We start from the raw sequence: 22,150 nt of genomic DNA, 5'->3' as shown, positions 1-22,150 counted from the left end.
CTCTCCTAACGCCCGGCCTGATCACGGAAGTCCGCTGCCGTCTGCCGCAGCGCCTGACGCGGCGACAGATCCCCGTGGTACGCGCGCAGGAGGTTCCCCCCGAGCACGTCGTAGAGGATCGACTGGTCGGGACTCTGGTGGAACGGCGGCACATCCGGCAGCAGCGAGCGGTACAGCCCGAACAGCCGCTGTCCCCCGCAGAACTCGTCCTCGTACGCGCCCAGCCTCGGATCGTCGTACACCGACCGCCGCGTGGGCAGGTATCCGGTCTCGGTGAACCGGCGGACCTGCCCCTCGTGCGTGAGCCAGGTCCGGAAGAGGAACTCCGTCGCCGCCCGGGTGTTGGCCTTGTTCTCGACGACGCCGAATCCGGTGCCGCCGAGCGCGGCGGCCACCCCGCCGCCTCCCGCGAACCGCGGCAGCGCCCGCACCCGCCACGTGCCCTTCTGCTCGGGCACGTTGGTCACCAGGCCGTAGTTCTTGTACCAGATGGCCATGGGCAGCCCGATGACCCGGCCGCGTTTCAGCGCGGTCTGCATGCCTGCCCCGTAGTAGTCGGAGACCTCGACGACGAAGCCGCTGCGCAGCCCCTCGCAGAGGAACCGCAGCACCTCCTCGGCCTCCGGCGAGTCCAGGACCAGCGTCCCGTCGGCGTCGAAGAAGGCCCCGCCGCGCTGGTAGAGCAGCATCTGGAAGGACTGCACGACCTGCCCGGGGTCGCTGCCCACCGTGGAGACGACGCACATCGAGGCCCCGTGGTCCCGGTGCACCCGCGCACCGGCCTCGGCGAACTCCTCCCAGGTCGCCAGGTCCTCGGGCAGGCCGTACTTCTCGAAGAGGTCCCGGCGGTGGAAGTACACGACCATCGGGGTGTCCGAGTCGAAGGCGTAGACCCGGCCGTCCCTGCTGAAAGGGGCGGTGCGGGCGGGCAGCAGGTCCTCCTTCAGCCCGGGCACGGACTCGATGTCGGGGGTGAAGTCGTGCAGCAGCCGCTCGGCGATGTCGCCGCGCAGCATGCGCGGGAAGCTGCCGATCTCGAACCCGACGAGGTCGGGTGTGCCGCGTCCGGCGACGGCCTGGGCGAGCAGCTTGGTGACGATGTCCGGGGCTCCGGCCCGGGTGACTCTCAGGTGGTACTGGAAGTCACCGGCGCGGTCGGCCTCCGGGATGCCCTTCTCGAAGAACGTCTCGTAGCCCGGGTCGTGGGTCCACAGGCCGAGGGTGACGTCGCCGGAGGTGCGGGGTGTGGTGCTGCCGCCGCCGCAGGCACCGAGGGCGGCGGCGGTGCCGAGGCCGAGGGCACCGCGCAGCAGGGCGCGGCGGGTGGGTGGGGCTGGTGCTGCTGGGGAGTACGACACGTGACTTCTCACGTGGTGCGGCTACGGGAGGGGGTGCGCGGGGTCCGGATCGCGTACCGGCCCGGTCGTGGCCCGTACGGTCAGCTCGACGGCCCGGCCGGCCGGTCCGGCCGGTGCGGGGCGGCCCTCGATCAGGGCGATCAGTACGTCGACGGCGCGGTCGGCGACGGCGGCGAAGTTCTGCCGGACGGTGGTCAGCGGCGGGGAGAGGTGGGCGGCGGCGGGGATGTCGTCGTAGCCGACGACGCTCACGTCACCGGGGACGGCGCGGCCCGCGTCGGCGAACGCGTGCAGGGCGCCGATGGCCATGTCGTCGTTGGCGACGAACACGGCCGTGACATCGGAGAGCCGGGCGAGCTGCCGTCCGGCGGCGTACCCGGAGTCGGGGCTCCAGTCGCCCGGCGAGGGCAGCGGCGGCTCGGGGGCCCCGGCGGCGGCGAGGGCCTCGCGCCAGCCGCGCAGCCGGTCGCGGGCGGCCCACCAGTCCTGCGGGCCGGGTATGTGCCAGACGGTGCGGTGGCCGAGGGACAGCAGGTGCTCGGTGGCGAGCCGGGCGGCCGCGACGCCGTCGGCGCCGACCACGGCCCCGGCACCCGGCGCCAGTTCGACGCCCTCCCCGACGCTGACCACGGGCACGTCCGCGGTCAGCCGCAGCGGGGTGCCGTCGTCGATCGGCTCGGACAGCACGATCCCGTCCACGCCCTGCTCCAGCAGCGCGTCCACGGCGACCGAGACCCGGTGCCCCTCCAGGGTGCTGGCCAGGGCCACGGAGTACCCGGCCCGCTGCATCGCCCGTTCCAGGGCGATGAGCAGGGTCGAGGGGCCGTAGAGCGAACTGCCGAGCGAGACCACGCCGATGCGCCGGTAGCGGCCGAGGAGCAGGGCCCGTGCCGCGGTGTTGGGGCGGTAGTCCAGGTCGCGGATGGCTCTCAGCACGCGGTCGCGCGCCTCGGGGCTGACGTGCGGTTCGCCGTTGACGACCCGCGACACGGTCTTCTGGGACACACCGGCGGCCCGGGCCACCTCCGTCATGCCGGGCCCGCGGCGGCGTCGCCCACCGGCGGTTCCGCTCGTCGTCATGAGGGCTCCCCTGGTGCCGGCCGACGGCATGGACTACGTAGTCAGTCTTGTCCCTACTGAGGGAAAGGCCTTGCATGACTACGTAGTCAGGCCAGTGTGGTGATCCGGGCGGGCGGCGTCAACGATCCGGACGACACAAGACTTCGTCCGTCACCCACTCTCACAACATCCGCACCGGTTAACCTCATAGGTCGCCGACGGTTAACGGGGGTTGCCCATGGTGAACGCCGATCGCACGCCACCGGACTGCCCCGGGGGCCATGACGGCATGCCGGAGAGCGACGCCGGGCGCCACCTCCAGAACCAGCTCGAGATCCTCATCCAGGACTTCCGCAGGAGCACCGAACCGCCGATGCCGGTGTTCGTCGTGCACGCGCAGGAGAGCCGGGACGACGACGCGGTGGCCGGGCTGGTCCGGCAGCTGTACGCGGGCCAGGAGGCGCACGGCACGCGCTGCGCGGTGACGCAGGACGCCTACGAGGGCACCACGGAGGTCCGCCGGGCGGCGGCCCTGGTGCGGGCGCTGAGCGACCCGCGCAAGTGGGGCGGCCCGAAGGCCGTCTACCGGCGCTACGCGTTCCCGCGGCTGCGGCTGGTGCACGCCATCGACGACGCGGTCGCCGCACTCGGCGACAGCTGGCCGACGCCCGCCCCGGGCAGCCCCGAGGCCGGCCAGGACCAGCAGCAGCGCCTGCTGAACGAGCTGGCGCAGCAGCGCTGGCGGCCGAAGAACACCGCCCGCTGGCGTTCCGGCCTGCCGCTGTTCGACATGGCGCACATCCTTCCGGCGAGCCTCGTGACGGTGCTCGCCGCGCTCCTCGCCCGCAGCGAGTGGTACATGGCGGTGGGCTCCGGTCTCGTCTTCCTGCTCCTGCTGACCGTCCTCAACTACGTCCTGCCGGGGCGGGCGCCTATCTTCCTGTGGCTGCGCCGGGAGAGCCGCTGGTTCATGACGACGACCTTCCTGCGCGCGGCCGACCAGGAGGAGTCCACCGAGGTCTCGCTGCTGCGGCCGGTGCGCTCCTGGAAGGCGATCGCGGCCCGGGCCTACGACGTGGCCGAGGCGCTCACGGCGGGCGGCGACTTCCACCTCCAGCTGTGCGTGCTGGCGCTGCGCGAGGACCTGCGGGACAACCACCGCCGCTGGAGCTGGGATCTGCGCGGCTTCAAACGGCCGCGCCCGCCGATGCTGTTCCTGCCCCACGCGGACGAGAGCAACGGCGGAATCGAGCTGATCCGGGCCATCAGCGACGTCCGCAGCCGGCGCAGCGAGCTGGACCCGCTGCTCGTGGTCGCCGCGGTGCGTACGCACGACGTGCCGCGCCTGGAGCGCAGCGTCGTCCAGACGGCACCCGCCCCCGAGACGGCGCCGCCCACGTTCGGCGTCCGGCTGCGCACCTGGTACCGCGAGTGGGGCCGCAACCTGCGCGCCGAGCAGTCGCCCAGCCGGGAACGGTCCGTCCTCCCGTGGGTGATGACGATCCCGCTGCCGCACGACCAGCTGGGTCCGGTCGAGGAGGGCCGTCACCATCTGAGGGCCTCCGCCCGGCCGACGCTCGCCCGGCTGGTGTGGGCCCTGCACACCCTGGTCCTGGTGATCGCCCTGCTGTCCGCGGCCACCGTCATGCGGGCCGACGCCCTGCACGACCGGTACTGCTCGGCGTCCGTACTGACCGCCAACCGGGACACCCGGCGGGAGCAGGCACCCGACGGCCGTACCGAGTGCATCGGCATAGCGACGGACGACGTCCGCTTCGCCGACTGGCTGCCCGCACCCGGGGCCGGTGACGACCTCAAGGCCCTCACGGCCGGCGACGAGACGCCCTGGACGGTGACCGACCTGGAGGACCGCATCGCCCGGCAGAACGCGGACGTCCTCGCCGGCCACGCCGACAAGTACGTCACCGTCGTCTACGCCGGGCCGCTCAGCGCCGACCCCGCGGCCGGCTCCTCCCTCGTGAAGGGCGCCGAGGAGCTGGCGGGCGTGTATCTGGCACAGGCCGTCATCAACGAGAACTCCAGCGTGAAGCTGCGCGTCCTGATCGCCAACGGCGGCGTGGACCTGGGCCACCAGGAGGAGATGGCCGAGGCGATCGCCGCATACGCCGCCCACGACCCGACCGTGGTGGGGGTCGTCGGCACCGGCCGCGACCTGAAGTCGAGCCGGGCGACGACCCGCACCCTGATGGAGGCCGGCCTGCCGGTCGTCTCCGGCACGAACTCCGCCACCTATCTGCCCCGCGAGTTCGCCAACTGGTTCAGCCTGGCCGCCACGGACGAGTGGCAGACCCGGCAACTCGGCCTGATCGCCGCCCAGTTGCGCAGACACGACCGGCGGCAGTACGCCCTCGTCCTGGCCCGTGACACGGCGAGGACCGACGACCTCTACACCGACGAGCAGGCGCGCTACGGCCAGGGGATGCTGCGACGCCAGGGCTTCACCCCGCTGCCGCAGCGCCGCTACACCCTCACCGGTGGCAAGCCCGAACTCCGCTCGCACGCCCAGGAGATCTGCCGGAGCGGCCGGGTCCCGTCCGTGGTCTACTTCGCGGGCCGGGTGGAGGACATCGACCCCCTGATGACCCAGCTGGGCACCGAGCCGGGCTGCGCCGGAAAGCCCCTCGCCATCCTCACCGGAGACGACCTGTCCAAGGCCGACTTCGCCGGCGGCGGCCACTCCGTCGCGCCGAAGGTCACGCTGTACCACGCGGCTCTCGCGGAGCTGCAAACGGCCGCCACCGGAACGGCCTTCTACCAGGACGCCGCCCAGTACCTGCCGGGGCTGCGGGGCCAACGCCTGCGCTACGACAGCCCGGCCCTGGCCAGCGGCCAGACCGCCCTCGCCCATGACGCGACCCGCGCCCTGTTCTGGGCGGCCACCCGCGGCGACCGGCCGCAGAGCCGCGCCTCGACCTGGGTGAACCTGCGCAACGTCAAGATCGAGGGCATGGCCACCGGCACCATCGACTTCACCGGCGCCCCGCTCTACGGCGACCGCACCGGGCACAGCATCGTCCTCAAGAAGGTCAGCCGCGCCGACGACGGCACTGCCGAAACCCGGGTGCTGTGCCGGCGCACCGCGGGGGACACGAAACGCCTCACCCAGCAGGAGTGCCGGATCCGCTGAGCCCCGCCTCAGCCCTGCTCGGGGGCCAGCCGCAGCGCGATCGAGTTGATGCAGTACCGCTGGTCCGTGGGCGTCGAATATCCCTCGCCCGCGAACACGTGCCCGAGGTGTGAGCCGCACCGGGCACACCGGACCTCGGTCCGGACCATGCCGTGCGACCGGTCCTCGATCAGCTCCACCGCGTCGGTGTCCCTGGGGTCGAAGAAGGACGGCCAGCCGCAGTGCGACTCGAATTTCGTGTCCGAGGTGAACAGGTCCGCGCCGCAGGCCCGGCAGGAGTAGACGCCCCGGGTCTTGGTGTCGGTGTACTCACCGGTGAAGGCGGGCTCGGTGGCCGCCTGCCGCAGGACCGCGTACTCGCCCGGGCTCAGCTCCGCGCGCCACTGCTCGTCCGGCTTCTCGACGTCGTACGCCATGAGCTTCCAGCCCCTCAGTTCGACAGACGGTCCAGGATGTGCGGGCCGAGGTCGGTGACGTCGCCCGCTCCCATGGTGAGAACGAGGTCACCGGGCTTCGCCATTCCCGCGACGACCGACGGGACGTCCGCCTTGTCGTGCACCGGCGTCACGTCGGCGCCCGCGGCCCGGGCCGCCTCGATGATCAGCTCGCTCGTCACACCCGGGATCGGGTCCTCACGGGCCGGGTAGATGTCCAGCACGATCGAGGCGTCCGCGAGGGCGAGGGACTGGCCCATCTCCTTGCCGAGCTCCTGCGTCCGCGAGAAGAGGTGCGGCTGGAAGACGACCAGGATCCGGGCGTCACCGGCCGCCGCACGCATGGCCTCCAGGTCGGCGGTCATCTCGGTGGGGTGGTGCGCGTAGGAGTCGATGACCTGCACGCCGGCGGCCTCGCCCTTCAGCTGGAGCCGCCGCTTCACGCCCGTGTACGCGGCGATCGCCGAGGCCAGCTCGGCCGCCGGGACCCCGAGGGCCACACCCGCCGCCAGCGCGGCGACCGCGTTGTGCGCGTAGTGCCGGCCGGGGACGGAGACCGTGAAGGTCAGCTCCTGCCCCTCCAGCACCACGGTGACCTCGCTCTTCAGCCCCTGCGGCACGACCGACAGGATGCGCACGACCGCGTCCTCGGACTCGCCGTACGTCACCACCCGCACGCCGCGCCCGGCGACCCGGCGCGTCAGTTCCCGGGCGCCCTCGTGGTCGGCGGCGATCACCAGCGTGCCGCCCTCGGTGATCCGGTCCACGAACGTCTCGAACGACTCGTAGATCTCGTCCATCGACGCGTAGTTGGCGTGGTGGTCGAGCTCGACGTTCAGCACGATCGCCACGTCGGGCGCGTACTTGTGGAAGCTGCGGTCCGACTCGTCCGCCTCGGCGACGAAGATCTCGCCCTCGCCGTGCAGCGCGTTGGAGCCGGGCGCGTCCAGGTCCCCGCCGATCGCGTACGAGGGCTTCAGGCCCAGCTCGCTCAGCGACACGGCCAGCATCGAGGTCGTGGTCGTCTTGCCGTGCGTACCGGCGACGGCGATCGGCCGCAGCCCGTCCATCAGGGCGGCGAGCGCGTCGGAACGGTGCACGACGGGGATGCCGAGCTGGGCCGCGCGGGCCAGCTCGGGGTTGTCCTGCCGGATCGCCGACGACACGACCACACAGCTGGCGTCGTCGGCGAGATGCTCCGCGGCATGCCCGATGTGCACGGTCGCCCCCAGCGCCCGCAGCGCCTCGGCCGTGGCCGACTCCTTGGCATCACTGCCCGCCACGACGGCCCCGCGCTGCGCGAGGATCTTCGCGATCCCCGACATCCCGGCCCCACCGATCCCGATGAAGTGCGGTCGGTCCATGGCGGAAGGAAGGCCGGCTGCCATGCAGATCTCCAAGAGCGAGCGACGACGGTGAGCGCCCCCAGCCTATTTCAGGAACGGGGGGTGCTGTGGCCGACCCGGGGGCGCGGGGAACCGCGCGGGCAACCACCACCGGCCCGCACCCGACGAACCAGGACGACCCGCCCCTACGCCTTGCTGTGCGAGAACAGCTTCAGCACCGGCACCCCGACCTTGTGCCGGGCCCGGGAAGCCCAGTCCCGGTGGAAGAACTCCTCCACGTAGTGGGGATCGGTCAGCACGATGACCTCGTCCGCCCCGACCTCCTCCACCAGGGTCTTCAGCGCATCGAGCGGATGATCCTCGATCAGCCGCCCCTCCGCCCCACTGCCCGAGGCACGCAACGCGGCGAGGGACACCTCCAGCGCCCGCTGCCCCACGCTCAGCGCCTCCTCGCCCTCCGGCGTCTCCCCTTCGCGGACGGCCTCGTCGAGCTCGCCGAGCGCCACGTCGTCGATGGCCCGCAGCAGGCGGTCCGCCTGCTCACCGCGCGGCTGCAGCAGCACCTGGAAGGAGACCTGCTCCTCGCCGTGCAAGGTGGTGACGAACTCCACGTCGGCGGACGTCAGCGCCTTCTCGATCATCAATACGCTTGTGAACACCAGGCGCCCCTTCTGCTCCCGGGGGCCCGTGGCCCCCACTTCTCCGCGGGCCGTGCCAGGCCCTGCGGAAACCATCCTGCCCCGCGTGCGCACGGGTACTGCCGGATCCAGTGTGCCCTTCGAAAACCAAACGGAACGGCACATTCCATCTATGAACGGGCCGACAGTGAGGTTCACCCCCGCTTCGGGACGAACCGGCCGGCCGGATCCCCGGCCGCCGACACCTTGTACCCCCGGTCCGGCGATTCAGTACGCCGCTCAGGTCCGCCCGTAGCGCGTGAACAGGAAGCCGTTCTCCTCCAGCATGGACACCAGCCCGAAGCGGTGCGGGACCGTGACCGCGGGCCCCCCGGCGATGCGCTGCGCCTCGCCCGCCGTGAGCATCGGGGAGACGGTCAGGCACAGCTCGTCGAGCACGCCGGCCGCGACCATCTGCCCGAGCAGCCGCGGGCCGCCCTCGGTCAGCAGCCGGGTGTGGCCGAGGTCGGCGAGGGCCCGGACGGCGCGGGCGGGATCCACGCCGATGCCGTCTCCGGCGGTCACCACCCGGGCGCCGGCCTTCTCGGCGGTGGCGACGCGGGCCGGGGCGGCCGCGGCCCCCGTGAGGATCAGGGTGGGCACCAGGGGCGAGGTGAACAGCGGGAGCGAGAAGTCCAGGTCGAGGCTGGCGGTGACGACCGCGATCGCGGGTGCGGGCTGCTGCCCGGCCGCCCGGCGCATCGCCGCGAAGTCCTCACGCGCCCGGGCCGGCCGGTAGCCCTCCTGCCGTACCGTCTCCGCGCCGACGACCACGACGTCGGCCAGCGCCCGCAGCGTGCCGAAGATCCGCATGTCGGTGGCGCTGGAGATGGGCTGCGAACGGCCGTCGTGCTGGGCGGCCCCGTCCAGCGTGGACACCATGTTGGCGCGCAGCCACGGCACCGGACCCCCGGGCCCCGGCTCGGGATAGGCGTACGCGGCGGCCAGCTCGTCCAGGCTCCATTCCCGCCCGGCGCCCTCACCGGACGCGCCACCCGGCGCCGGAGCTGCTGTTTCATCGGTCACAGGGAACAGACGTCGCATGCCGTGAAGTGTTCCACGCGCCGTAGCATGGTGAACCGTGTCTTCTCCCCTGGCCCCCTCCGGATCCGGCCCCATAACCGACCCGGCCCCGCTGTCCCTGTGCGCCCGTGAGCCGCATGTCCCCGCGGACCGGCTGGTCGCCGAGATGGTGCCGCCGCCGCGGTTCGACTCCGTCCGCTTCAGCACGTACATCCCCGACCCCGACCAGCCCAGCCAGATCGAGGCCGTCGGGGTCCTGGAGGGTTTCGCGGCGGGCCTCGACTCGGGAGCGGCCGGAGGGTCCGGCAAGCGGCGGCTGTTCGGCTTCGGCAAAGCGCCGAAGAAGGTCCCCGCGGGCCCGCGCGGCGTCTACCTCGACGGCGGCTACGGCGTCGGCAAGACCCACCTGCTGGCGTCCCTGTGGCACGCCACCCCGGCCGAGCCCGCGCTGAAGGCGTTCGGCACGTTCGTGGAGCTGACCAACCTGGTCGGCGCCCTCGGGTTCCAGCAGACCGTCCAGACGCTGTCCGGCCACCGTCTGCTGTGCATCGACGAGTTCGAGCTCGACGACCCGGGCGACACCGTCCTGGTCTCCACCCTGCTCGGCAAGCTGGTCGACGCGGGCGTGGCGCTCGCCGCCACTTCCAACACGCTGCCCGGCAAGCTCGGCGAGGGCCGGTTCGCCGCGGCCGACTTCCTGCGCGAGATCCAGGGCCTGTCGGCCCACTTCCGCGCCCTGCGCATCGACGGCGAGGACTACCGCCACCGCGGTCTGCCCGAGGCGCCGCCGCCGTACTCCGACGCACAGGTGACCGACGTGGCACACGCCACCGAGGGCGCCTCCCTCGACGCGTTCTCGCCCCTCCTGGAGCATCTCGCCCGGGTCCACCCGAGCCGGTACGGCGCTCTGACCGACGGAATCAAGGCCGTCTGCCTCACCGGTGTGCGGCCGGTTCCCGACCAGTCGACGGCCCTCAGGCTGGTCGTCCTCGCGGACCGGCTCTACGACCGCGAGGTGCCCGTGCTGGCCTCGGGCCTGCCCTTCGACCAGCTCTTCAGCGACGAGATGCTGAACGGCGGCTACCGCAAGAAGTACTTCCGGGCCATCTCCCGGCTCACCGCCCTCGCCCGCGACGCGGGCAGGCTGGCCGACACCCCCTGACGACAGCCCCATTACCGCGTCAACCGCCTGGTGGGAAGTGCCTGTTCAAGCCAGTCCACCCGCGGTTTTCAGGCTCTCTTCAGCTTGAAACGTTAAGTTAACCCTGCAAACGACCTTGCAGGGTTAACGTGTTTCTTGACCAGCCATTGACCAAGTGTTGGTCCGCACTAGACGTGCGAATCATCTGAAGGGGGGCGCATGTACCGAGGTACGACGGCACGGACCGTGGTTTCGCTCCTCGCCGCCATCCTGCTCGCCCTTCAGTTCTTCGCACCGACGGCGTCCTTCGCATCCGCGCATGCGCACAGTCAAGTCAAGGCCAACGCTCAGCCCGGAATGAAGCCCTCCGGCACATCGGCGCGCCCCGTACACAAGCTGTCCGGGAAGGCTCTGCGCGACGAGACGGCCACCTGCCGAGCCGGACACCACGGGGACCCGACCGGTCCCCTGCGGACCCGCGACCGGTCCCACACCGCCGACTCGGCGCCCTCGGCGCCCGAGCGGCCCCTGCACCGGCACATCCAGCCGACGGCACCCGAACCGGTCAGACCCGGTGCCGCGCACCACCGCACGTCGAGATCCTCGACGTCGCACACCCCGGCGGCACTTCAGGTCTTTCGCTGCTGAGCAGCAGAGCAGTTTCCCCCCCACCCTTTGCCATGCCCGTCCGACGCGCCCCCACTGCGCGCCAGGAGGAGTCACCACACTCATGCAACCCCTCATCGACAACGCCCGCACCTTCGGACAGCGCCCTGAGGAGTTCGCCCACCTCGCCGAGGGCCAGTCCCCCGACGTCCTGTTCATCACCTGCTCCGACTCCAGGGTCGTACCGGCCCTGATCACGGGCGCCCGTCCCGGCGAGCTCTTCGAGCTGCGCACCGCGGGCAACGTCGTCCCCCCGCACTCCTTCGAGCACCCCACGTCGGAGGCGGCCACGATCGAGTACGCCGTGGAGGTTCTCGGCGTCAAGGAGATCGTGGTCTGCGGCCACTCGCACTGCGGCGCCGTGGGCGCGGTGGTACGCGGCGACGACCTCGCCGCCGTACCGGCGGTGCGTGACTGGCTCGCGCACGCCGCCGCCGAGCCCAAGTGCTCGGACCCGGCCGACCCGACGGTCGCCGAGGCCGTGCAGAACCACGCCCTCACCCAGGTGCTTCGACTGCGCTCCTACCCCTGCATCGAGCGCCGGCTGGCGGAGGGCCGACTCGGCCTGCACGCATGGTTCTACGAGGTGCACACCGGCACCGTGCGGCAACACCGCGCGGACACCGACTCCTTCGAGAAGCTGTGAGGGAATCCATGACCAAGTTCCCTTATCTCAGGCAGGACTTCACCGCCTCGCTCGTCGTGTTCCTGGTGGCGCTCCCACTGTGCGTGGGCGTGGCCGTCGCCTCCGGTGTCCCGGCCGAACTCGGCCTGGTCACCGGCATCGTGGGCGGCCTCGTCACCGGACTCCTGCCGGGCAGCAGCCTGCAGGTGTCCGGGCCGGCCGCCGGTCTGACCGTGCTCGTCTTCGAAGCGGTCCAGGAGTACGGGCTGCCCGCGCTCGGCATCATCGTGCTGGCCGCCGGTCTGCTCCAGCTGATCATGGGTGCCCTCAAGCTCGGCCGCTGGTTCCGCGCGATATCGGTCTCGGTCGTCGAGGGCATGCTGGCCGGAATCGGTCTGGTGCTCATAGCCGGCCAGCTGTATTCGACGGCCGGGCTGAAGGCACCCGCCTCCGGCATCGACAAGATCCTGGGCCTGCCCGGCGCCGCCGTCGACGCGGCCGGCAGCACGGCGGCGCTCACGTCCCTCGCGCTCGGCGCGGCCACCATCGCGGTGATGGTGCTGTGGAAGAAGCTGCCGAAGAAGGTGCAGGCCGTTCCCGGCGCACTCGCCGCGGTGGTCCTCGCGATCGCGGCCACCGCCGTGTTCAACCTGCCGGTCGCCACCGTCGAGGTGAAGGGCCTGCTGGGCTCCATCCAGCCGCCCGGCCTGGACACCTTCGGCGGCGTGGGCGTCGGCATCATCGGCACGATCGTCGCCTTCACCCTGATCGCCTCCGCCGAGAGCCTGTTCAGCGCCGCCGCGGTGGACCGGCTGCACGACGGTCCGCGCACGCAGTACGACAAGGAGCTGATGGCGCAGGGCGCGGGCAACACGATCTGCGGTGTGCTCGGCGCACTGCCGATGACCGCGGTCATCGTCCGCAGCTCCGCCAACGTCAGCGCGGGTGCCAGGACCAAGGCGTCCCGGGTGATGCACGGCGTGTGGCTGCTGCTGTTCGCCGCGCTGCTGCCCTCCACGCTGGCCCTGATCCCGCTGCCCGCCCTCGCCGGCATCCTGGTCCACGCGGGCTGGAAGCTGATCCCGTTCGCCAAGATCGTGCCGCTGTGGAAGGAGCACCGAGGCGAGGCGCTCATCCTGGTCGTCACCGCCGTGTCGATCGTCGCGGTGAACATGTTCGAGGGCGTGCTCATCGGTCTGGCCCTGTCGGTCGTCAAGACCGCCTGGGAGGCCTCGCACGTCAAGCTCGAGATCATCGACAAGGGCGCCGGCCCGATCCAGGCGTACCTGTCGGGCAACGCGACCTTCCTGCGGCTGCCGAAGATCCTCGACACCCTGGAGGCTCTGCCGCAGGACCGCCCCGTCGAGGTGGACCTCTCGGGCCTGCACCACCTCGACCACGCCTGCCGCACGGCCCTGGAGAGCTGGGCCGCACGCCACAGCGCGACGGGCACGGAGCCGGTGAAGGTCACGGAGCCCGACGAGGCCCCGGCGGAGAAGGTCACCGCCGCCTAGCCGCCTGATCGAATCACCCAGGCCCTGGTCCGGGGCGCGCAGCCGGCGCGCCCCGGACCACGCATGTCCGCCCGCTCCGGCCCCGGGCACCGGGCATGGCCCCACGCCCCAGTTCGGGCATATCGTTGCAGGAGCAGACGAATTCGGACCTCTGAACGGGGAGGTCGGCATGGTCGAAGAGGTGGTCGGCGTGGTGGCCGCGGTCGGGGCCGGTGCGCTGGTGTATCTGGCCTCCGCGGCGCGGGTCGTCAAGCAGTACGAGCGAGGGCTCGTCTTCCGGCTCGGGCGTCTGCGCGGGGACGTGCGGCGGCCCGGCTTCAATCTGATCGTTCCGGGGGTGGAGCGGCTCCGCAAGGTCAACATGCAGATCGTGACCATGCCCGTGCCTGCCCAGGAGGGCATCACCCGCGACAACGTGACCGTGCGGGTCGACGCGGTGGTGTACTTCAAGGTCGTGGACCCGGCGTCCGCGATCGTCAACGTCGAGGACTACCGCTTCGCCGTCTCGCAGATGGCCCAGACCTCGCTGCGCTCGATCATCGGCAAGAGCGAGCTGGACGATCTGCTGTCCAACCGCGAGAAGCTGAACCAGGGCCTGGAGCTGATGATCGACAGCCCGGCCGTGGAGTGGGGCGTGACCATCGACCGCGTGGAGATCAAGGACGTCTCCCTGCCGGACACCATGAAGCGCTCCATGGCCCGCCAGGCCGAGGCCGACCGGGAGCGGCGGGCCCGGCTGATCAACGCCGACGCCGAGTACCAGGCCTCCAAGAAGCTGGCGCAGGCCGCTCGCCAGATGGCCGACACGCCCTCGGCGCTCCAGCTCCGGCTGCTGCAGACCGTCATGGCGGTGGCGGCGGAGAAGAACTCCACGCTCGTCCTGCCCATTCCGGTGGAACTCCTGCGATTCCTGGAGCGGGGCGCGCAGCCCCCCGCGAGGAGCGCGGAACAGGCGGAGACCACGGACGCCGCGGAGATCGCGGAACAGGCGCAGAGCGCGGACGCCGTGGAGATCGCGGAACAGGCGGAGACCGCGGACGCCGCGGAGATCGCGGGACACGCGCAGACCCCGGACGCCGCCATCGCGGGACCCGCGCCGACCACGGACCCCGCGGAGATCGCGGAGGGCGCCGTCGACCGCACGGAGCAGGCCGTAGAGGCCTTGGCGGAGCTGCGGCGCGCCGTCGAGCAGTGACCCGCGCTACGCGCGTGGTTCCCGCTGCCCGCACCAGGTGATAGACACAGCGGGATCACAGTTCCTGTCCGCCAGCAGGAAGGTTTCCCCATGACCGAATCCGGTCGCTCCGCCACACGACGTCAGGTGCTCGCCGGAACGGGCGCCCTGGGCGTCGGGATCGCGTTCTCCGGTGCCCTGTCCGAACTCTTCGCCGGCACCGCCGCCGCCCAGGGCCTCGGCCGCACCGGCTACGGCCCGCTCCTCCCGGACCCGAAGGGCATCCTCGACCTGCCGGAAGGGTTCCACTACCGGATCCTCTCCCGCGAGGGAGACGAACTCCGCTCCGGCGAGGGCAAGGTCCCCTCCAACCACGACGGCATGTCGGCCTTCCCGGGCAGAGGCGGCCGTGTCCACCTGGTCCGCAACCACGAGAACCGCGCCAACGGCAAGGTGCCGGTCCCGACCGTCGAGGGCCTGACCTACGACCCGGCCGGCAAGGGCGGTTGTACGGCGCTGACGCTGGACTCCCGCAACCGGGTCCAGTCGGAACGCGTCGCGATCGCCGGCACGGCCGTGAACTGCGCGGGCGGCCCCACCCCTTGGGACACCTGGCTGACCTGCGAGGAGACCGAGGACAAGGCCGGCACCAACGGCTACACCAAGGACCACGGCTTCATCTTCGAGGTCGACCCGGCCGACCCGCACCGCACCGGGGCCGTGCCGCTGACCGCGATGGGCCGCTTCGCGCACGAGGCGATCGCCGTCGACCCCCGGCGGGGCGTGGTGTACGAGACGGAGGACGCCTTCGAGAAGCCCTTCGGCCTCTTCTACCGCTTCCTGCCGGAACGCCCGCTGGGCGGACGGGGTTCGCTGCGCGCGGGCGGCCGGCTCCAGGCCATGCGCGTGCCCGGCGTCCCCGACCTGTCCTCCATCCAGGACATCGGCGCCGAGTTCGACCACATCGAGTGGGTGGACGTACCGGACCCGCAGGCCGCGCAGACGCCGATCCGGTTCCAGGACTTCGGCCGTGGGGGCATCACACACGCGCAGAAGCTGGAGGGCTGCTACTGGGGCGGCCGTTCGGTGTACTTCGTGTCGTCCTTCGCGCACCGGTCGGACGGTTCGGCCGCCGACCACTTCGGGCAGGTCTGGCGCTACGACCCGGAGCGCCGCCGGCTCACCCTGGTGATCGTCTTCGGCCCCGACACCGATGTGCAGCTGCCGGGCGAGTCGCCGGACAACATCTGCCTGGCGCCCAGCGGCGGCCTCATGGTCTGCGAGGACGGCAACGGCGCCCAGCACGTCTACGGTGTCACCAGGCGCGGCCAGGTCTACGCGATGGCCCGCAACGGGCAGAACATCGGCACCCCGGAGGAGCCCGAGTGGGGTGAGTTCGCCGGGGTGACCTTCTCCCCGGACGGCGACACGATGTACGTCAACTGCTACGCGCCCGGCACCACGTTCGCGGTGACGGGCCCCTGGCGCCGGTAGCAGCGCTCGGCTCCCGACCGGGGCGCCGGGTGCGAAGCCCGGCGCCCCGCCGGACCATGGAGGCACAGGACCGCAAGGGGGCCCGGTGACACACAAGGACAGCACCTCGCTGCGGGAGCGGCTGCGCCTCCCCACCGGTGAGCCGGTCGACCTGACCCGGTACGACGCGGCCGCCACCCCCGCCGGCCCGGCCGGCAAGGCCGCGGGCAGGGCCGCCACGGCCCTGCTCGGCGAGCGGCTGGCCGTCCTCCAGGAACAGCTGTGGGCGGCGAGCACCAAGGGCGACCGGCGTCGCCTGCTGCTGGTCCTGCAAGGCATGGACACCAGCGGCAAGGGCGGCACGGTCAAGCACGTCATCGGCCTGCTCAACCCGTCCGGCTGCCGCATCACCGCGTTCAAGGCGCCCACCGCCGAGGAGCGCGCGCACCCCTTCCTGTGGCGAGTGGAGCAGGCGCTCCCCGTCCGCGGTGAACTGGGCATCTTCGACCGCTCCCACTACGAGGACGTGCTGATCGCCCGCGTCCGGGAACTCGCGCCCGCCACCGAGATCGCCCGGCGCTACGAGCAGATCAACCGCTTCGAGCGGTCCCTCGCCGACGACGGCGTGACCCTGATCAAGTGCTTTCTGCACCTCTCCTACGACGAGCAGCGCCGCCGGCTCCTCAAGCGCATCGACAAGCCGGAGAAGCACTGGAAGCTCGCGGCTTCCGACATCGCCGACCGCGCCCTGTGGCCGGCGTTCCAGGAGGCCTACGAGATCGCCCTGGAGCGCTGCGGCACCTCGCACGCGCCCTGGTACCTGATCCCTGCCGACCACAAGTGGTATCGCAACTGGGCGGTCAGCACGCTGCTCCTGGAGCACTTCGAGGAGCTGGATCCGCGGTATCCGGAGGCGGACTTCGACGTGGAGGAGTTCCGGAAGCGGCTGCTGGAGCAGCGCTGATCCGTCCGCTCAGGCCGCGAGCAGGGCGTCGATCTGGCCGACGGCCTCCTTCAGGCCCTCCTCCATGCCCATGGTGACCAACTGCTCCATCTGCTCACGGGAGTCGAACAGCGAGCGCATCTCCATCCGGGTGCCGCCGCCGTGCTCGCTGAGCCGCACCGTCACGGACATGGTCGGCATGTCGTCCTTGGGCTTGCCGTCGTCGTCGGCGAAGCCGTCGGTGAACTCCAGGGCCGTCGGCTCGCTGACCGAGGTGATCCGCCACCAGCCGCGGTGCCGGTCGCCCTCCGGACCGGTCATGAAGTAGGTGACCTCTCCCCCGGGCGTCAGGTCGTGCTCCTCCACGGTCGCCGGGTAGGTCGGCGGGCCCCACCAGCGCTCCAGCTGCCGGGGGTCGGCCCACAGCCGCCACACCCGCTCGACCGGGGCGGCGAAGTCGGCGACCAGGGTGAGGGTGAGGTTGTCGAGGTCCTTGTCGACACTGGTGACACTCATCGCTCGGGTCCTTCCGTCGTGTCGTTCTCTTCGGTTCCGGGGTCCTCGGCGAGCAGCCGGGCCATCCGGTCCACCCGCCCGCGCCACGCCGACTCCAGTTCGTCCAGGGCCTGGCGAGCGCGGCCCACCGCGTCGGGGTCGGTGCGCACGAGCTGCTCCCGTCCGCTGCGCTGTTTGGTGACCAGACCCGCCCGCTCCAGCACGGCGACGTGCTTCTGCACCGCGGCGAAGCTCATCGGGTAGGCCTCGGCGAGCCGGGACACGGACAGCTCCCGGCGCACGCAGCGGCGCAGTATGTCCCGGCGCGTGGTGTCGGCCAGTGCGTGGAACAGCCGGTCCACCGTCTCGTCGTCCAGCTCATCTACAACCATTTGGTTGTACGTTAGCCCTGCCCGCCTCTTCTGTAAAGCGACCCGCCCGACACTGAAGCGGACGGACGGGGGTACTCGGCGGGCTATGAGCGAGAAGCAGCAGGTCAGCAGCTCGTACTGGCTCGAGACGGCACCGGACGGCCGCCACCCGGCGCTCACGGAGGACCTGGCCGTCGACGTGGCGGTGATCGGCGCCGGGATCGCCGGGCTGTGCACGGCGTGGGAGCTGACGCGGGCCGGGCGGAGCGTGGCCGTGCTGGAGGCCGGACGGGTCGCGGCCGGCGTCACCGGGCACACCACGGCCAAGGTCACCGCCCTGCACACGCTCGTCTACGACAAGCTGCGGCGCACCCGCGGCCCCGAGGGCGCGCGGCTGTACGCGCGTTCCCAGTCCGAGGCGATCGAGCACGCGGCCCGGATCGCCGGGGAGCTGGGCGTCGACTGCGAGTGGGAGACGAGGAGCGCCTACACCTACGCCCGCGACACGGGCCGCGTGGAGGAACTGCGCGCCGAGGCACGGGCCGCGGCCGAGGCCGGGCTGCCCGCCTCGTTCGTGACGGAGACCGGGCTGCCGTTCCCGGTGGCGGGCGCGGTCCAGGTCACCGGGCAGGCCCAGTTCCATCCGCGCAAATACCTGCTGGCCCTCGCCGCCGACCTGGTCGAACGCGGCGGGCGGATCTACGAGGACACCACCGTCCTCGGCCTGGACGAGAGCGAGCCGTGCCGGCTGTCGACCACGACCGGGGCGACGGTCCGGGCACGGGACGTCGTCGTCGCGACGCACTACCCGATCTTCGACCGGGCCCTGCTGTTCGCCCGCCTGTCCACGCGCCGCGAGCTGGTCGTCGCCGGGACGATCCCCGCTGACCAGGACCCGGACGGCATGTTCATCACGCCCGAAGAGGACACCCGCTCGGTGCGCACCGCGCCCTACGAGGGCGATCGGCGGCTGCTCATCGTCACCGGTGAGCACTTCACACCGGGCACGGGCGACCCGCGGGCCCGTTTCGAACGCCTCACCGCCTGGGCCACCGGCCACTTCCCGGACCTGGAGGTCACCCACCGCTGGGCCACCCAGGACACCGAACCCACGGACACCGTGCCGATGGTCGGCCCACTGCACCACGGTGCCCGGCACGCCTATGTGGCCACCGGGTTCGGCGGCTGGGGCATGACCGGCGGCATCATGGCGGGCCGGCTGCTGACCGCGCAGATCACGGGCGAGGAGTGCGAGTGGAGCGGGCTGTACGACCCGCGCCGGCTGAAGCCCGCGCTGCGGGAGGCGCCGACGTTCCTCAAGACCCAGGCCAAGGTCGCCGGCCACTTCGTGGGCGACCGGCTGCGGCCTTCGCCGCCCGTGGAGTCCCTGCCGCCCGGCGAGGGCGCCGTGGTCCGGGCCGACGGCCACCGCCTCGCGGTCTACCGGGACGACGACGGCGGGCTCCACGCCGTCTCCGCCCGCTGCACCCACCTGGGCTGCCTGGTCGACTTCAACGCCGCCGAGCGCGCCTGGGAGTGCCCCTGCCACGGCTCCCGTTTCGACACGGACGGCAAGGTGATCCAGGGCCCGGCGACCAAGCCGCTGGAGCAGCGGGACCTCTGAGTACTCGCCCCCGACCTACGCTGGACGTATGAGCGAGGACGACTACTGCCTGATCGACGCGACCAGGCCGCCCCGGGCGGACGGGCCGCCGTACGCGGAGTGCGTGCTGTGCCGGGAGCCGACGGAGTATCCCGAGTCGTACAAGGGCATCACGCTCTGCCCCGTCTGCGAGTGGCAGGAGGCGCAGCGCACCGCCTGCTCAGGGTGATCTGCGGGAGGCCAGCGCACCGGCCAGGGCCAGCGCCGCGGCAGCGATCAGGGCCGCCGCGGCCAGGGGCAGCAGCGGCAGCGGGACGGTGCCCTTCCGCGAGCCGGTGACCAGGCCCTGCACGGCCGCCTGCGCCGGTGAGCCGGTGGCCACCAGGGACAGCAGCGCCGCGAGCAGCAGGGCCAGGACGGCACGGCCCGGCGACCGCAGCAGGGGCCGGCTGGTGAGCGCGCCGACGGCCGTGCCGAGCAGGGCGCAGGCCAGCGCGGCGAGCAGCCCGGCCCCGCAGGCCGGGGCGAGCGGCACGCGGGTGCGGTGGTCGGAGGCGACGGGGTCGCTGAGCAGCGTCACGGCGAGGGTCGCGAGTGTGCCGAGCGCCGCCGCGCCGGCCAGGGCCACCAGCAGACAGGCCGTGTGAGCCTTGGCGGGCCCGGCGGCCGCCGCCACACAGCCGCGTGCGGCGTCCGGTTCGCCGGTGACGCAGATCCGCACCAGCCAGGCGGCGACGGGCAGCAGGGCGGCGGCCGTGTAGCCGAGCGAGTCGAGCACCGGCTGCCCGGCCTGGATGCTGATCGCGAGGAAGGCCGCGTACAGCAGGAACGGCGGCAGCCAGCGCTGCGAACGCAGCAACAGGGCGGCGTGGTAGCGCATCAGGGCGGTCATCCCTGCCTCCCCGAAGCCGTCGCCTGAGGGGACACGCTCACCACGTGCCAGGGCGGACGGGCCGTCAGCAGGGTGCGCAGCAGGATGTCGGAGTGCGGGGCGGGGACGGTGAGGCGGTAGCTGCCCGGGGCGGTCTCGTCGGCCGTGGTGACGATCCGTCGCACGTCGTCGGGGAGCCGTCCGTCCGGCGGGCCCTGTACGTCGGCGGTGACCTGCGGGCCGGACGGGCCCGGCTCGGGCGACGCGCTCTCGACGAGGCCTGTGCCGCGCACCGCGTACGTCGCGTCGGGCAGGCCCGCGAGGCGGCTCGGGTCGTGGTCGACGAAGACCACGGATCCGCCGGCCGCCGTGCGTTCGGCGACCGCGCGCTCCAACTCGGCGCGCGCCTCGGTGTCCAGGCCGGTCCACGCCTCGTCCAGCACCAGCAGCTCGGGCTCCGCCAGCAGGGCCTGGGCGACCGCGACCTTCTGGCTGCTGCCCTTCGACAGCCGGGCCATCGGCGTCTCGGCGTACGCGGCGGCACCGAGTCGCTCCAGCCACTCCCCCGCGGCCCGGGCGGCCGCCGCCCGGGTCAGGCCGTGCACGGTGCCGAGATGGGTGAGGTATCCGGCAGCGGTGAAGGGCAGGGCCGGCGGGAACCGCTCGGGGACGTACGCCGTGCGCGGCCGGCCGGTGACACGGCCCTCGCTCGGCGCGTCGATGCCGGCGAGCAGCCGCAGCAGCGTGGACTTGCCGCTGCCGTTGGCGCCCTCGACGCGGACGAGCCGGCCCGGGGCCACCGCCAGGTCGACACCGCGCAGCACCCAGGGGCCGCTCAGACCGTAGCGGCGGCCCGCGTTCCGGAGGCACAGGTCGGGTCGCATGCGGCCATCCTGCACGATCTTCCGGCTGGCACACTGGGATTCGTGAGTGAAGACCCGACGCCCGTGAGCGACAGTCCCTTCCGGTCCGAGCCCTCGGCGCGCGACGAGGCACCGCAGTTCGTGCTGCCGCTCGTCGTGCGGATCGAGAAGGCGGAGCCGCCGGCGCGCACGGACGCACTGGAGACGGCCGCGCGGGCCGTGCTGACGATCCTGGCCGACGAGCGGTCGGCCGGCGAGGGCGAGTGGGCCGAGGCGATGCGGGACTGGCAGGACGCCAGGATCCGCAAGGTGGTGCGGCGGGCGCGCGGCGCCGAGTGGCGGCGGGCCGAGGCACTGCCCGGCATCACGGTCACCGGCAAGTCGGCCGAGGTGCGGGTCTTCCCGCCCGTCCCGCTGGACGGCTGGCCCAAGGACCTGGCCAGGCTCCAGGTCTCCGGCACCGACCTCGACGACCCGGAGCCGCCGGTGGACGCCGACCCGGCCGCCCCCGTGCTGTGGCTGAACCCGGACCTCGGCATGTCGGCCGGCAAGGCCATGGCCCAGGCCGGGCACGCCGCGCAACTGGCCTGGTGGGAGCTGTCCGACGAGGAGCGGACCGCCTGGCACGACGCGGGGTTCCCGCTCGCCGCCCGGACGGCCGACCCGGCCCGCTGGCCCGAACTGACCGGCATCGGGCTGCCGTTGGTCCGCGACGCGGGGTTCACGGAGATCGCGCCCGGCTCGTGCACGGTGGTCGCGGACCATCCGGCGCTGCGCCGGGAGCCGCACGGGCTCGGCCGCGCGGCGTCCACCCGTTCGGAGTAGCCGCAGGCGCGCCGGTCCCGAACGAATGCTCCAGTGGGGTTACCAGCCGAACCGACCCCCGGAGGCAGCCATGTCCAGCGCCGCGCCCCCTCCCCCCGCCCCGCCCGCCCCCGATGACCGGACGCCCGGCGGCTCCGGCCCGGGCGGTTCCGGCGACCCGCTGGCGGCCGGGGGTCTCGCTCTCGGCGGCATCCTGATGGTCGTCTACGGCCTGTTCGCGGTGCTCCAGGGCATCGCGGCGATCGCCGGCGACGAGGTGTACACGAGCTTCGGCCAGTACTCGTTCGAGTTCGACCTGACCGCGTGGGGCTGGATCCACGTGATCGTCGGCGCGCTGGTGGTGGTGGCCGGGCTCGGTCTGTTCACCGGGGTCGCCTGGGCGCGGGTCGTGAGCGCGGTCGTGGTCGGTCTGGCGCTGATCGCGAACTTCCTCTGGCTGCCGTACCAGCCGTTCTGGTCGATCATCATGATCGTGACCGGTCTGTTCGTCCTCTGGTCGGTGTTCAACTACCGCCCGGCCCGCACGATGTAGGGCACGCCC

22 protein-coding genes are annotated in these 22,150 nt (G+C 72.4%); 12 read left to right on the top strand and 10 right to left on the bottom strand.

The window, feature by feature from the left end; translation table 11 throughout:
- Window positions 1–5 precede the first annotated feature (5 nt).
- Both AB0G20_RS23560 and AB0G20_RS23555 read right to left on the bottom strand, forming a co-directional pair.
- Complete coding sequence (locus tag AB0G20_RS23560) at window positions 6–1,358, bottom strand: extracellular solute-binding protein (protein ID WP_361305584.1); 1,353 nt, start codon at window positions 1,356–1,358, stop codon at window positions 6–8.
- 21 nt (window positions 1,359–1,379) lie between these two features.
- A complete protein-coding gene (locus AB0G20_RS23555) occupies window positions 1,380–2,438 on the bottom strand; it encodes a LacI family DNA-binding transcriptional regulator (protein ID WP_361305582.1) in 1,059 nt (352 codons plus the stop codon).
- Between the two features lie 268 nt (window positions 2,439–2,706).
- On the opposite strand from AB0G20_RS23555, the gene AB0G20_RS23550 reads away from it, so the two are divergent.
- Entirely contained in the window at window positions 2,707–5,565 is a 2,859-nt protein-coding gene (locus tag AB0G20_RS23550; RefSeq protein WP_361305580.1) for an ABC transporter substrate-binding protein, read from the top strand.
- Window positions 5,566–5,573: 8 nt separating this feature from the next.
- Here the strand turns inward: AB0G20_RS23550 and msrB are convergent, their stop codons facing one another.
- The 4 genes from msrB to AB0G20_RS23530 form a co-directional block, all read right to left on the bottom strand.
- Window positions 5,574–5,981 (bottom strand): peptide-methionine (R)-S-oxide reductase MsrB, encoded by a 408-nt coding sequence (gene msrB, locus AB0G20_RS23545; RefSeq protein ID WP_361305578.1) that lies wholly within the window; start codon window positions 5,979–5,981, stop codon window positions 5,574–5,576.
- A gap of 14 nt (window positions 5,982–5,995) precedes the next feature.
- Complete coding sequence (gene murC / locus AB0G20_RS23540) at window positions 5,996–7,387, bottom strand: UDP-N-acetylmuramate--L-alanine ligase (RefSeq protein WP_361305576.1); 1,392 nt, start codon at window positions 7,385–7,387, stop codon at window positions 5,996–5,998.
- A gap of 143 nt (window positions 7,388–7,530) precedes the next feature.
- Window positions 7,531–8,004 carry an indole-3-glycerol phosphate synthase gene (locus AB0G20_RS23535; RefSeq protein ID WP_361305574.1) on the bottom strand — a complete coding sequence of 158 codons (474 nt, stop codon included), beginning with the start codon at window positions 8,002–8,004 and terminating at the stop codon, window positions 7,531–7,533.
- Between the two features lie 258 nt (window positions 8,005–8,262).
- Complete coding sequence (locus tag AB0G20_RS23530; protein ID WP_361305572.1) at window positions 8,263–9,066, bottom strand: pyrimidine reductase family protein; 804 nt, start codon at window positions 9,064–9,066, stop codon at window positions 8,263–8,265.
- A 37-nt stretch (window positions 9,067–9,103) separates the two neighbouring features.
- Between AB0G20_RS23530 and zapE the strand changes: the two genes are divergently transcribed.
- The 7 genes from zapE (at window position 9,104) to AB0G20_RS23495 (ending at window position 16,602) form a co-directional block, all read left to right on the top strand.
- The gene (zapE, locus tag AB0G20_RS23525) at window positions 9,104–10,207 is read left to right on the top strand and encodes a cell division protein ZapE (protein ID WP_361305570.1); all 1,104 of its coding nucleotides are present in this window, start codon (window positions 9,104–9,106) and stop codon (window positions 10,205–10,207) included.
- 198 nt (window positions 10,208–10,405) lie between these two features.
- Window positions 10,406–10,834: a hypothetical protein gene (locus tag AB0G20_RS23520; protein ID WP_361305568.1), complete on the top strand. Its 429-nt coding sequence runs from the start codon at window positions 10,406–10,408 to the stop codon at window positions 10,832–10,834.
- Window positions 10,835–10,916: 82 nt separating this feature from the next.
- The gene (locus AB0G20_RS23515) at window positions 10,917–11,498 is read left to right on the top strand and encodes a carbonic anhydrase (protein ID WP_361305566.1); all 582 of its coding nucleotides are present in this window, start codon (window positions 10,917–10,919) and stop codon (window positions 11,496–11,498) included.
- Between the two features lie 8 nt (window positions 11,499–11,506).
- On the top strand, window positions 11,507–12,991 hold the full coding sequence (locus AB0G20_RS23510; RefSeq protein ID WP_361305564.1) for a SulP family inorganic anion transporter: 1,485 nt from the start codon (window positions 11,507–11,509) through the stop codon (window positions 12,989–12,991).
- A gap of 169 nt (window positions 12,992–13,160) precedes the next feature.
- Window positions 13,161–14,186, top strand: a complete 1,026-nt coding sequence (locus tag AB0G20_RS23505; RefSeq protein WP_361305562.1) for an SPFH domain-containing protein — start codon at window positions 13,161–13,163, stop codon at window positions 14,184–14,186.
- Between the two features lie 90 nt (window positions 14,187–14,276).
- Window positions 14,277–15,659 (top strand): PhoX family protein, encoded by a 1,383-nt coding sequence (locus AB0G20_RS23500; RefSeq protein WP_361305560.1) that lies wholly within the window; start codon window positions 14,277–14,279, stop codon window positions 15,657–15,659.
- An 85-nt stretch (window positions 15,660–15,744) separates the two neighbouring features.
- The gene (locus AB0G20_RS23495; RefSeq protein ID WP_361305558.1) at window positions 15,745–16,602 is read left to right on the top strand and encodes a PPK2 family polyphosphate kinase; all 858 of its coding nucleotides are present in this window, start codon (window positions 15,745–15,747) and stop codon (window positions 16,600–16,602) included.
- Window positions 16,603–16,611: 9 nt separating this feature from the next.
- Here AB0G20_RS23495 and AB0G20_RS23490 read toward each other — a convergent pair whose 3' ends face one another.
- Both AB0G20_RS23490 and AB0G20_RS23485 read right to left on the bottom strand, forming a co-directional pair.
- Window positions 16,612–17,097 carry an SRPBCC domain-containing protein gene (locus AB0G20_RS23490; RefSeq protein ID WP_031134441.1) on the bottom strand — a complete coding sequence of 162 codons (486 nt, stop codon included), beginning with the start codon at window positions 17,095–17,097 and terminating at the stop codon, window positions 16,612–16,614.
- On the bottom strand, window positions 17,094–17,468 hold the full coding sequence (locus AB0G20_RS23485) for a metalloregulator ArsR/SmtB family transcription factor (RefSeq protein ID WP_031134443.1): 375 nt from the start codon (window positions 17,466–17,468) through the stop codon (window positions 17,094–17,096). Before AB0G20_RS23485 ends, AB0G20_RS23490 begins: the two co-directional genes overlap by 4 nt.
- Before the next feature lie 85 nt (window positions 17,469–17,553).
- Here AB0G20_RS23485 and AB0G20_RS23480 point away from each other — a divergent pair, with 85 nt between their 5' ends.
- Both AB0G20_RS23480 and AB0G20_RS23475 read left to right on the top strand, forming a co-directional pair.
- Entirely contained in the window at window positions 17,554–19,071 is a 1,518-nt protein-coding gene (locus tag AB0G20_RS23480; protein ID WP_361305555.1) for an FAD-dependent oxidoreductase, read from the top strand.
- A 28-nt stretch (window positions 19,072–19,099) separates the two neighbouring features.
- The gene (locus AB0G20_RS23475) at window positions 19,100–19,279 is read left to right on the top strand and encodes a hypothetical protein (RefSeq protein ID WP_010034064.1); all 180 of its coding nucleotides are present in this window, start codon (window positions 19,100–19,102) and stop codon (window positions 19,277–19,279) included.
- On the opposite strand, the gene AB0G20_RS23470 is transcribed toward AB0G20_RS23475, so the two are convergent.
- Together AB0G20_RS23470 and AB0G20_RS23465 are read right to left on the bottom strand one after the other, a co-directional pair.
- Window positions 19,271–19,942 carry an ABC transporter gene (locus AB0G20_RS23470; RefSeq protein ID WP_361305553.1) on the bottom strand — a complete coding sequence of 224 codons (672 nt, stop codon included), beginning with the start codon at window positions 19,940–19,942 and terminating at the stop codon, window positions 19,271–19,273. The genes AB0G20_RS23475 and AB0G20_RS23470 overlap by 9 nt on opposite strands.
- Window positions 19,939–20,805, bottom strand: a complete 867-nt coding sequence (locus AB0G20_RS23465) for an ATP-binding cassette domain-containing protein (RefSeq protein ID WP_361305551.1) — start codon at window positions 20,803–20,805, stop codon at window positions 19,939–19,941. Before AB0G20_RS23465 ends, AB0G20_RS23470 begins: the two co-directional genes overlap by 4 nt.
- Before the next feature lie 42 nt (window positions 20,806–20,847).
- Here AB0G20_RS23465 and AB0G20_RS23460 point away from each other — a divergent pair, with 42 nt between their 5' ends.
- Both AB0G20_RS23460 and AB0G20_RS23455 read left to right on the top strand, forming a co-directional pair.
- The gene (locus AB0G20_RS23460; RefSeq protein WP_361305549.1) at window positions 20,848–21,609 is read left to right on the top strand and encodes an aminoacyl-tRNA hydrolase; all 762 of its coding nucleotides are present in this window, start codon (window positions 20,848–20,850) and stop codon (window positions 21,607–21,609) included.
- 70 nt (window positions 21,610–21,679) lie between these two features.
- Entirely contained in the window at window positions 21,680–22,141 is a 462-nt protein-coding gene (locus tag AB0G20_RS23455; protein WP_361305547.1) for a hypothetical protein, read from the top strand.
- Window positions 22,142–22,150 lie beyond the last annotated feature (9 nt).

The organism is Streptomyces sp. NPDC024017 (genome assembly GCF_040638895.1).
Lineage (GTDB): Bacteria > Actinomycetota > Actinomycetes > Streptomycetales > Streptomycetaceae > Streptomyces.
The sequence above is the reverse complement of the archived record's forward strand: the minus strand, read 5'-3'. Positions and strand labels throughout refer to the sequence as shown.

Coding starts and splice junctions, on each gene's coding strand:
- AB0G20_RS23555 (WP_361305582.1), bottom strand. CDS start 2,438: ATGACGACGAGCGGAACCGCCGGTGGGCGACGCCGCCGCGGGCCCGGC.
- AB0G20_RS23550 (WP_361305580.1), top strand. CDS start 2,707: ATGCCGGAGAGCGACGCCGGGCGCCACCTCCAGAACCAGCTCGAGATC.
- msrB (WP_361305578.1), bottom strand. CDS start 5,981: ATGGCGTACGACGTCGAGAAGCCGGACGAGCAGTGGCGCGCGGAGCTG.
- murC (WP_361305576.1), bottom strand. CDS start 7,387: ATGGCAGCCGGCCTTCCTTCCGCCATGGACCGACCGCACTTCATCGGG.
- AB0G20_RS23530 (WP_361305572.1), bottom strand. CDS start 9,066: ATGCGACGTCTGTTCCCTGTGACCGATGAAACAGCAGCTCCGGCGCCG.
- AB0G20_RS23520 (WP_361305568.1), top strand. CDS start 10,406: ATGTACCGAGGTACGACGGCACGGACCGTGGTTTCGCTCCTCGCCGCC.
- AB0G20_RS23515 (WP_361305566.1), top strand. CDS start 10,917: ATGCAACCCCTCATCGACAACGCCCGCACCTTCGGACAGCGCCCTGAG.
- AB0G20_RS23510 (WP_361305564.1), top strand. CDS start 11,507: ATGACCAAGTTCCCTTATCTCAGGCAGGACTTCACCGCCTCGCTCGTC.
- AB0G20_RS23505 (WP_361305562.1), top strand. CDS start 13,161: ATGGTCGAAGAGGTGGTCGGCGTGGTGGCCGCGGTCGGGGCCGGTGCG.
- AB0G20_RS23500 (WP_361305560.1), top strand. CDS start 14,277: ATGACCGAATCCGGTCGCTCCGCCACACGACGTCAGGTGCTCGCCGGA.
- AB0G20_RS23490 (WP_031134441.1), bottom strand. CDS start 17,097: ATGAGTGTCACCAGTGTCGACAAGGACCTCGACAACCTCACCCTCACC.
- AB0G20_RS23485 (WP_031134443.1), bottom strand. CDS start 17,468: ATGGTTGTAGATGAGCTGGACGACGAGACGGTGGACCGGCTGTTCCAC.
- AB0G20_RS23480 (WP_361305555.1), top strand. CDS start 17,554: ATGAGCGAGAAGCAGCAGGTCAGCAGCTCGTACTGGCTCGAGACGGCA.
- AB0G20_RS23475 (WP_010034064.1), top strand. CDS start 19,100: ATGAGCGAGGACGACTACTGCCTGATCGACGCGACCAGGCCGCCCCGG.
- AB0G20_RS23470 (WP_361305553.1), bottom strand. CDS start 19,942: ATGACCGCCCTGATGCGCTACCACGCCGCCCTGTTGCTGCGTTCGCAG.
- AB0G20_RS23465 (WP_361305551.1), bottom strand. CDS start 20,805: ATGCGACCCGACCTGTGCCTCCGGAACGCGGGCCGCCGCTACGGTCTG.
- AB0G20_RS23455 (WP_361305547.1), top strand. CDS start 21,680: ATGTCCAGCGCCGCGCCCCCTCCCCCCGCCCCGCCCGCCCCCGATGAC.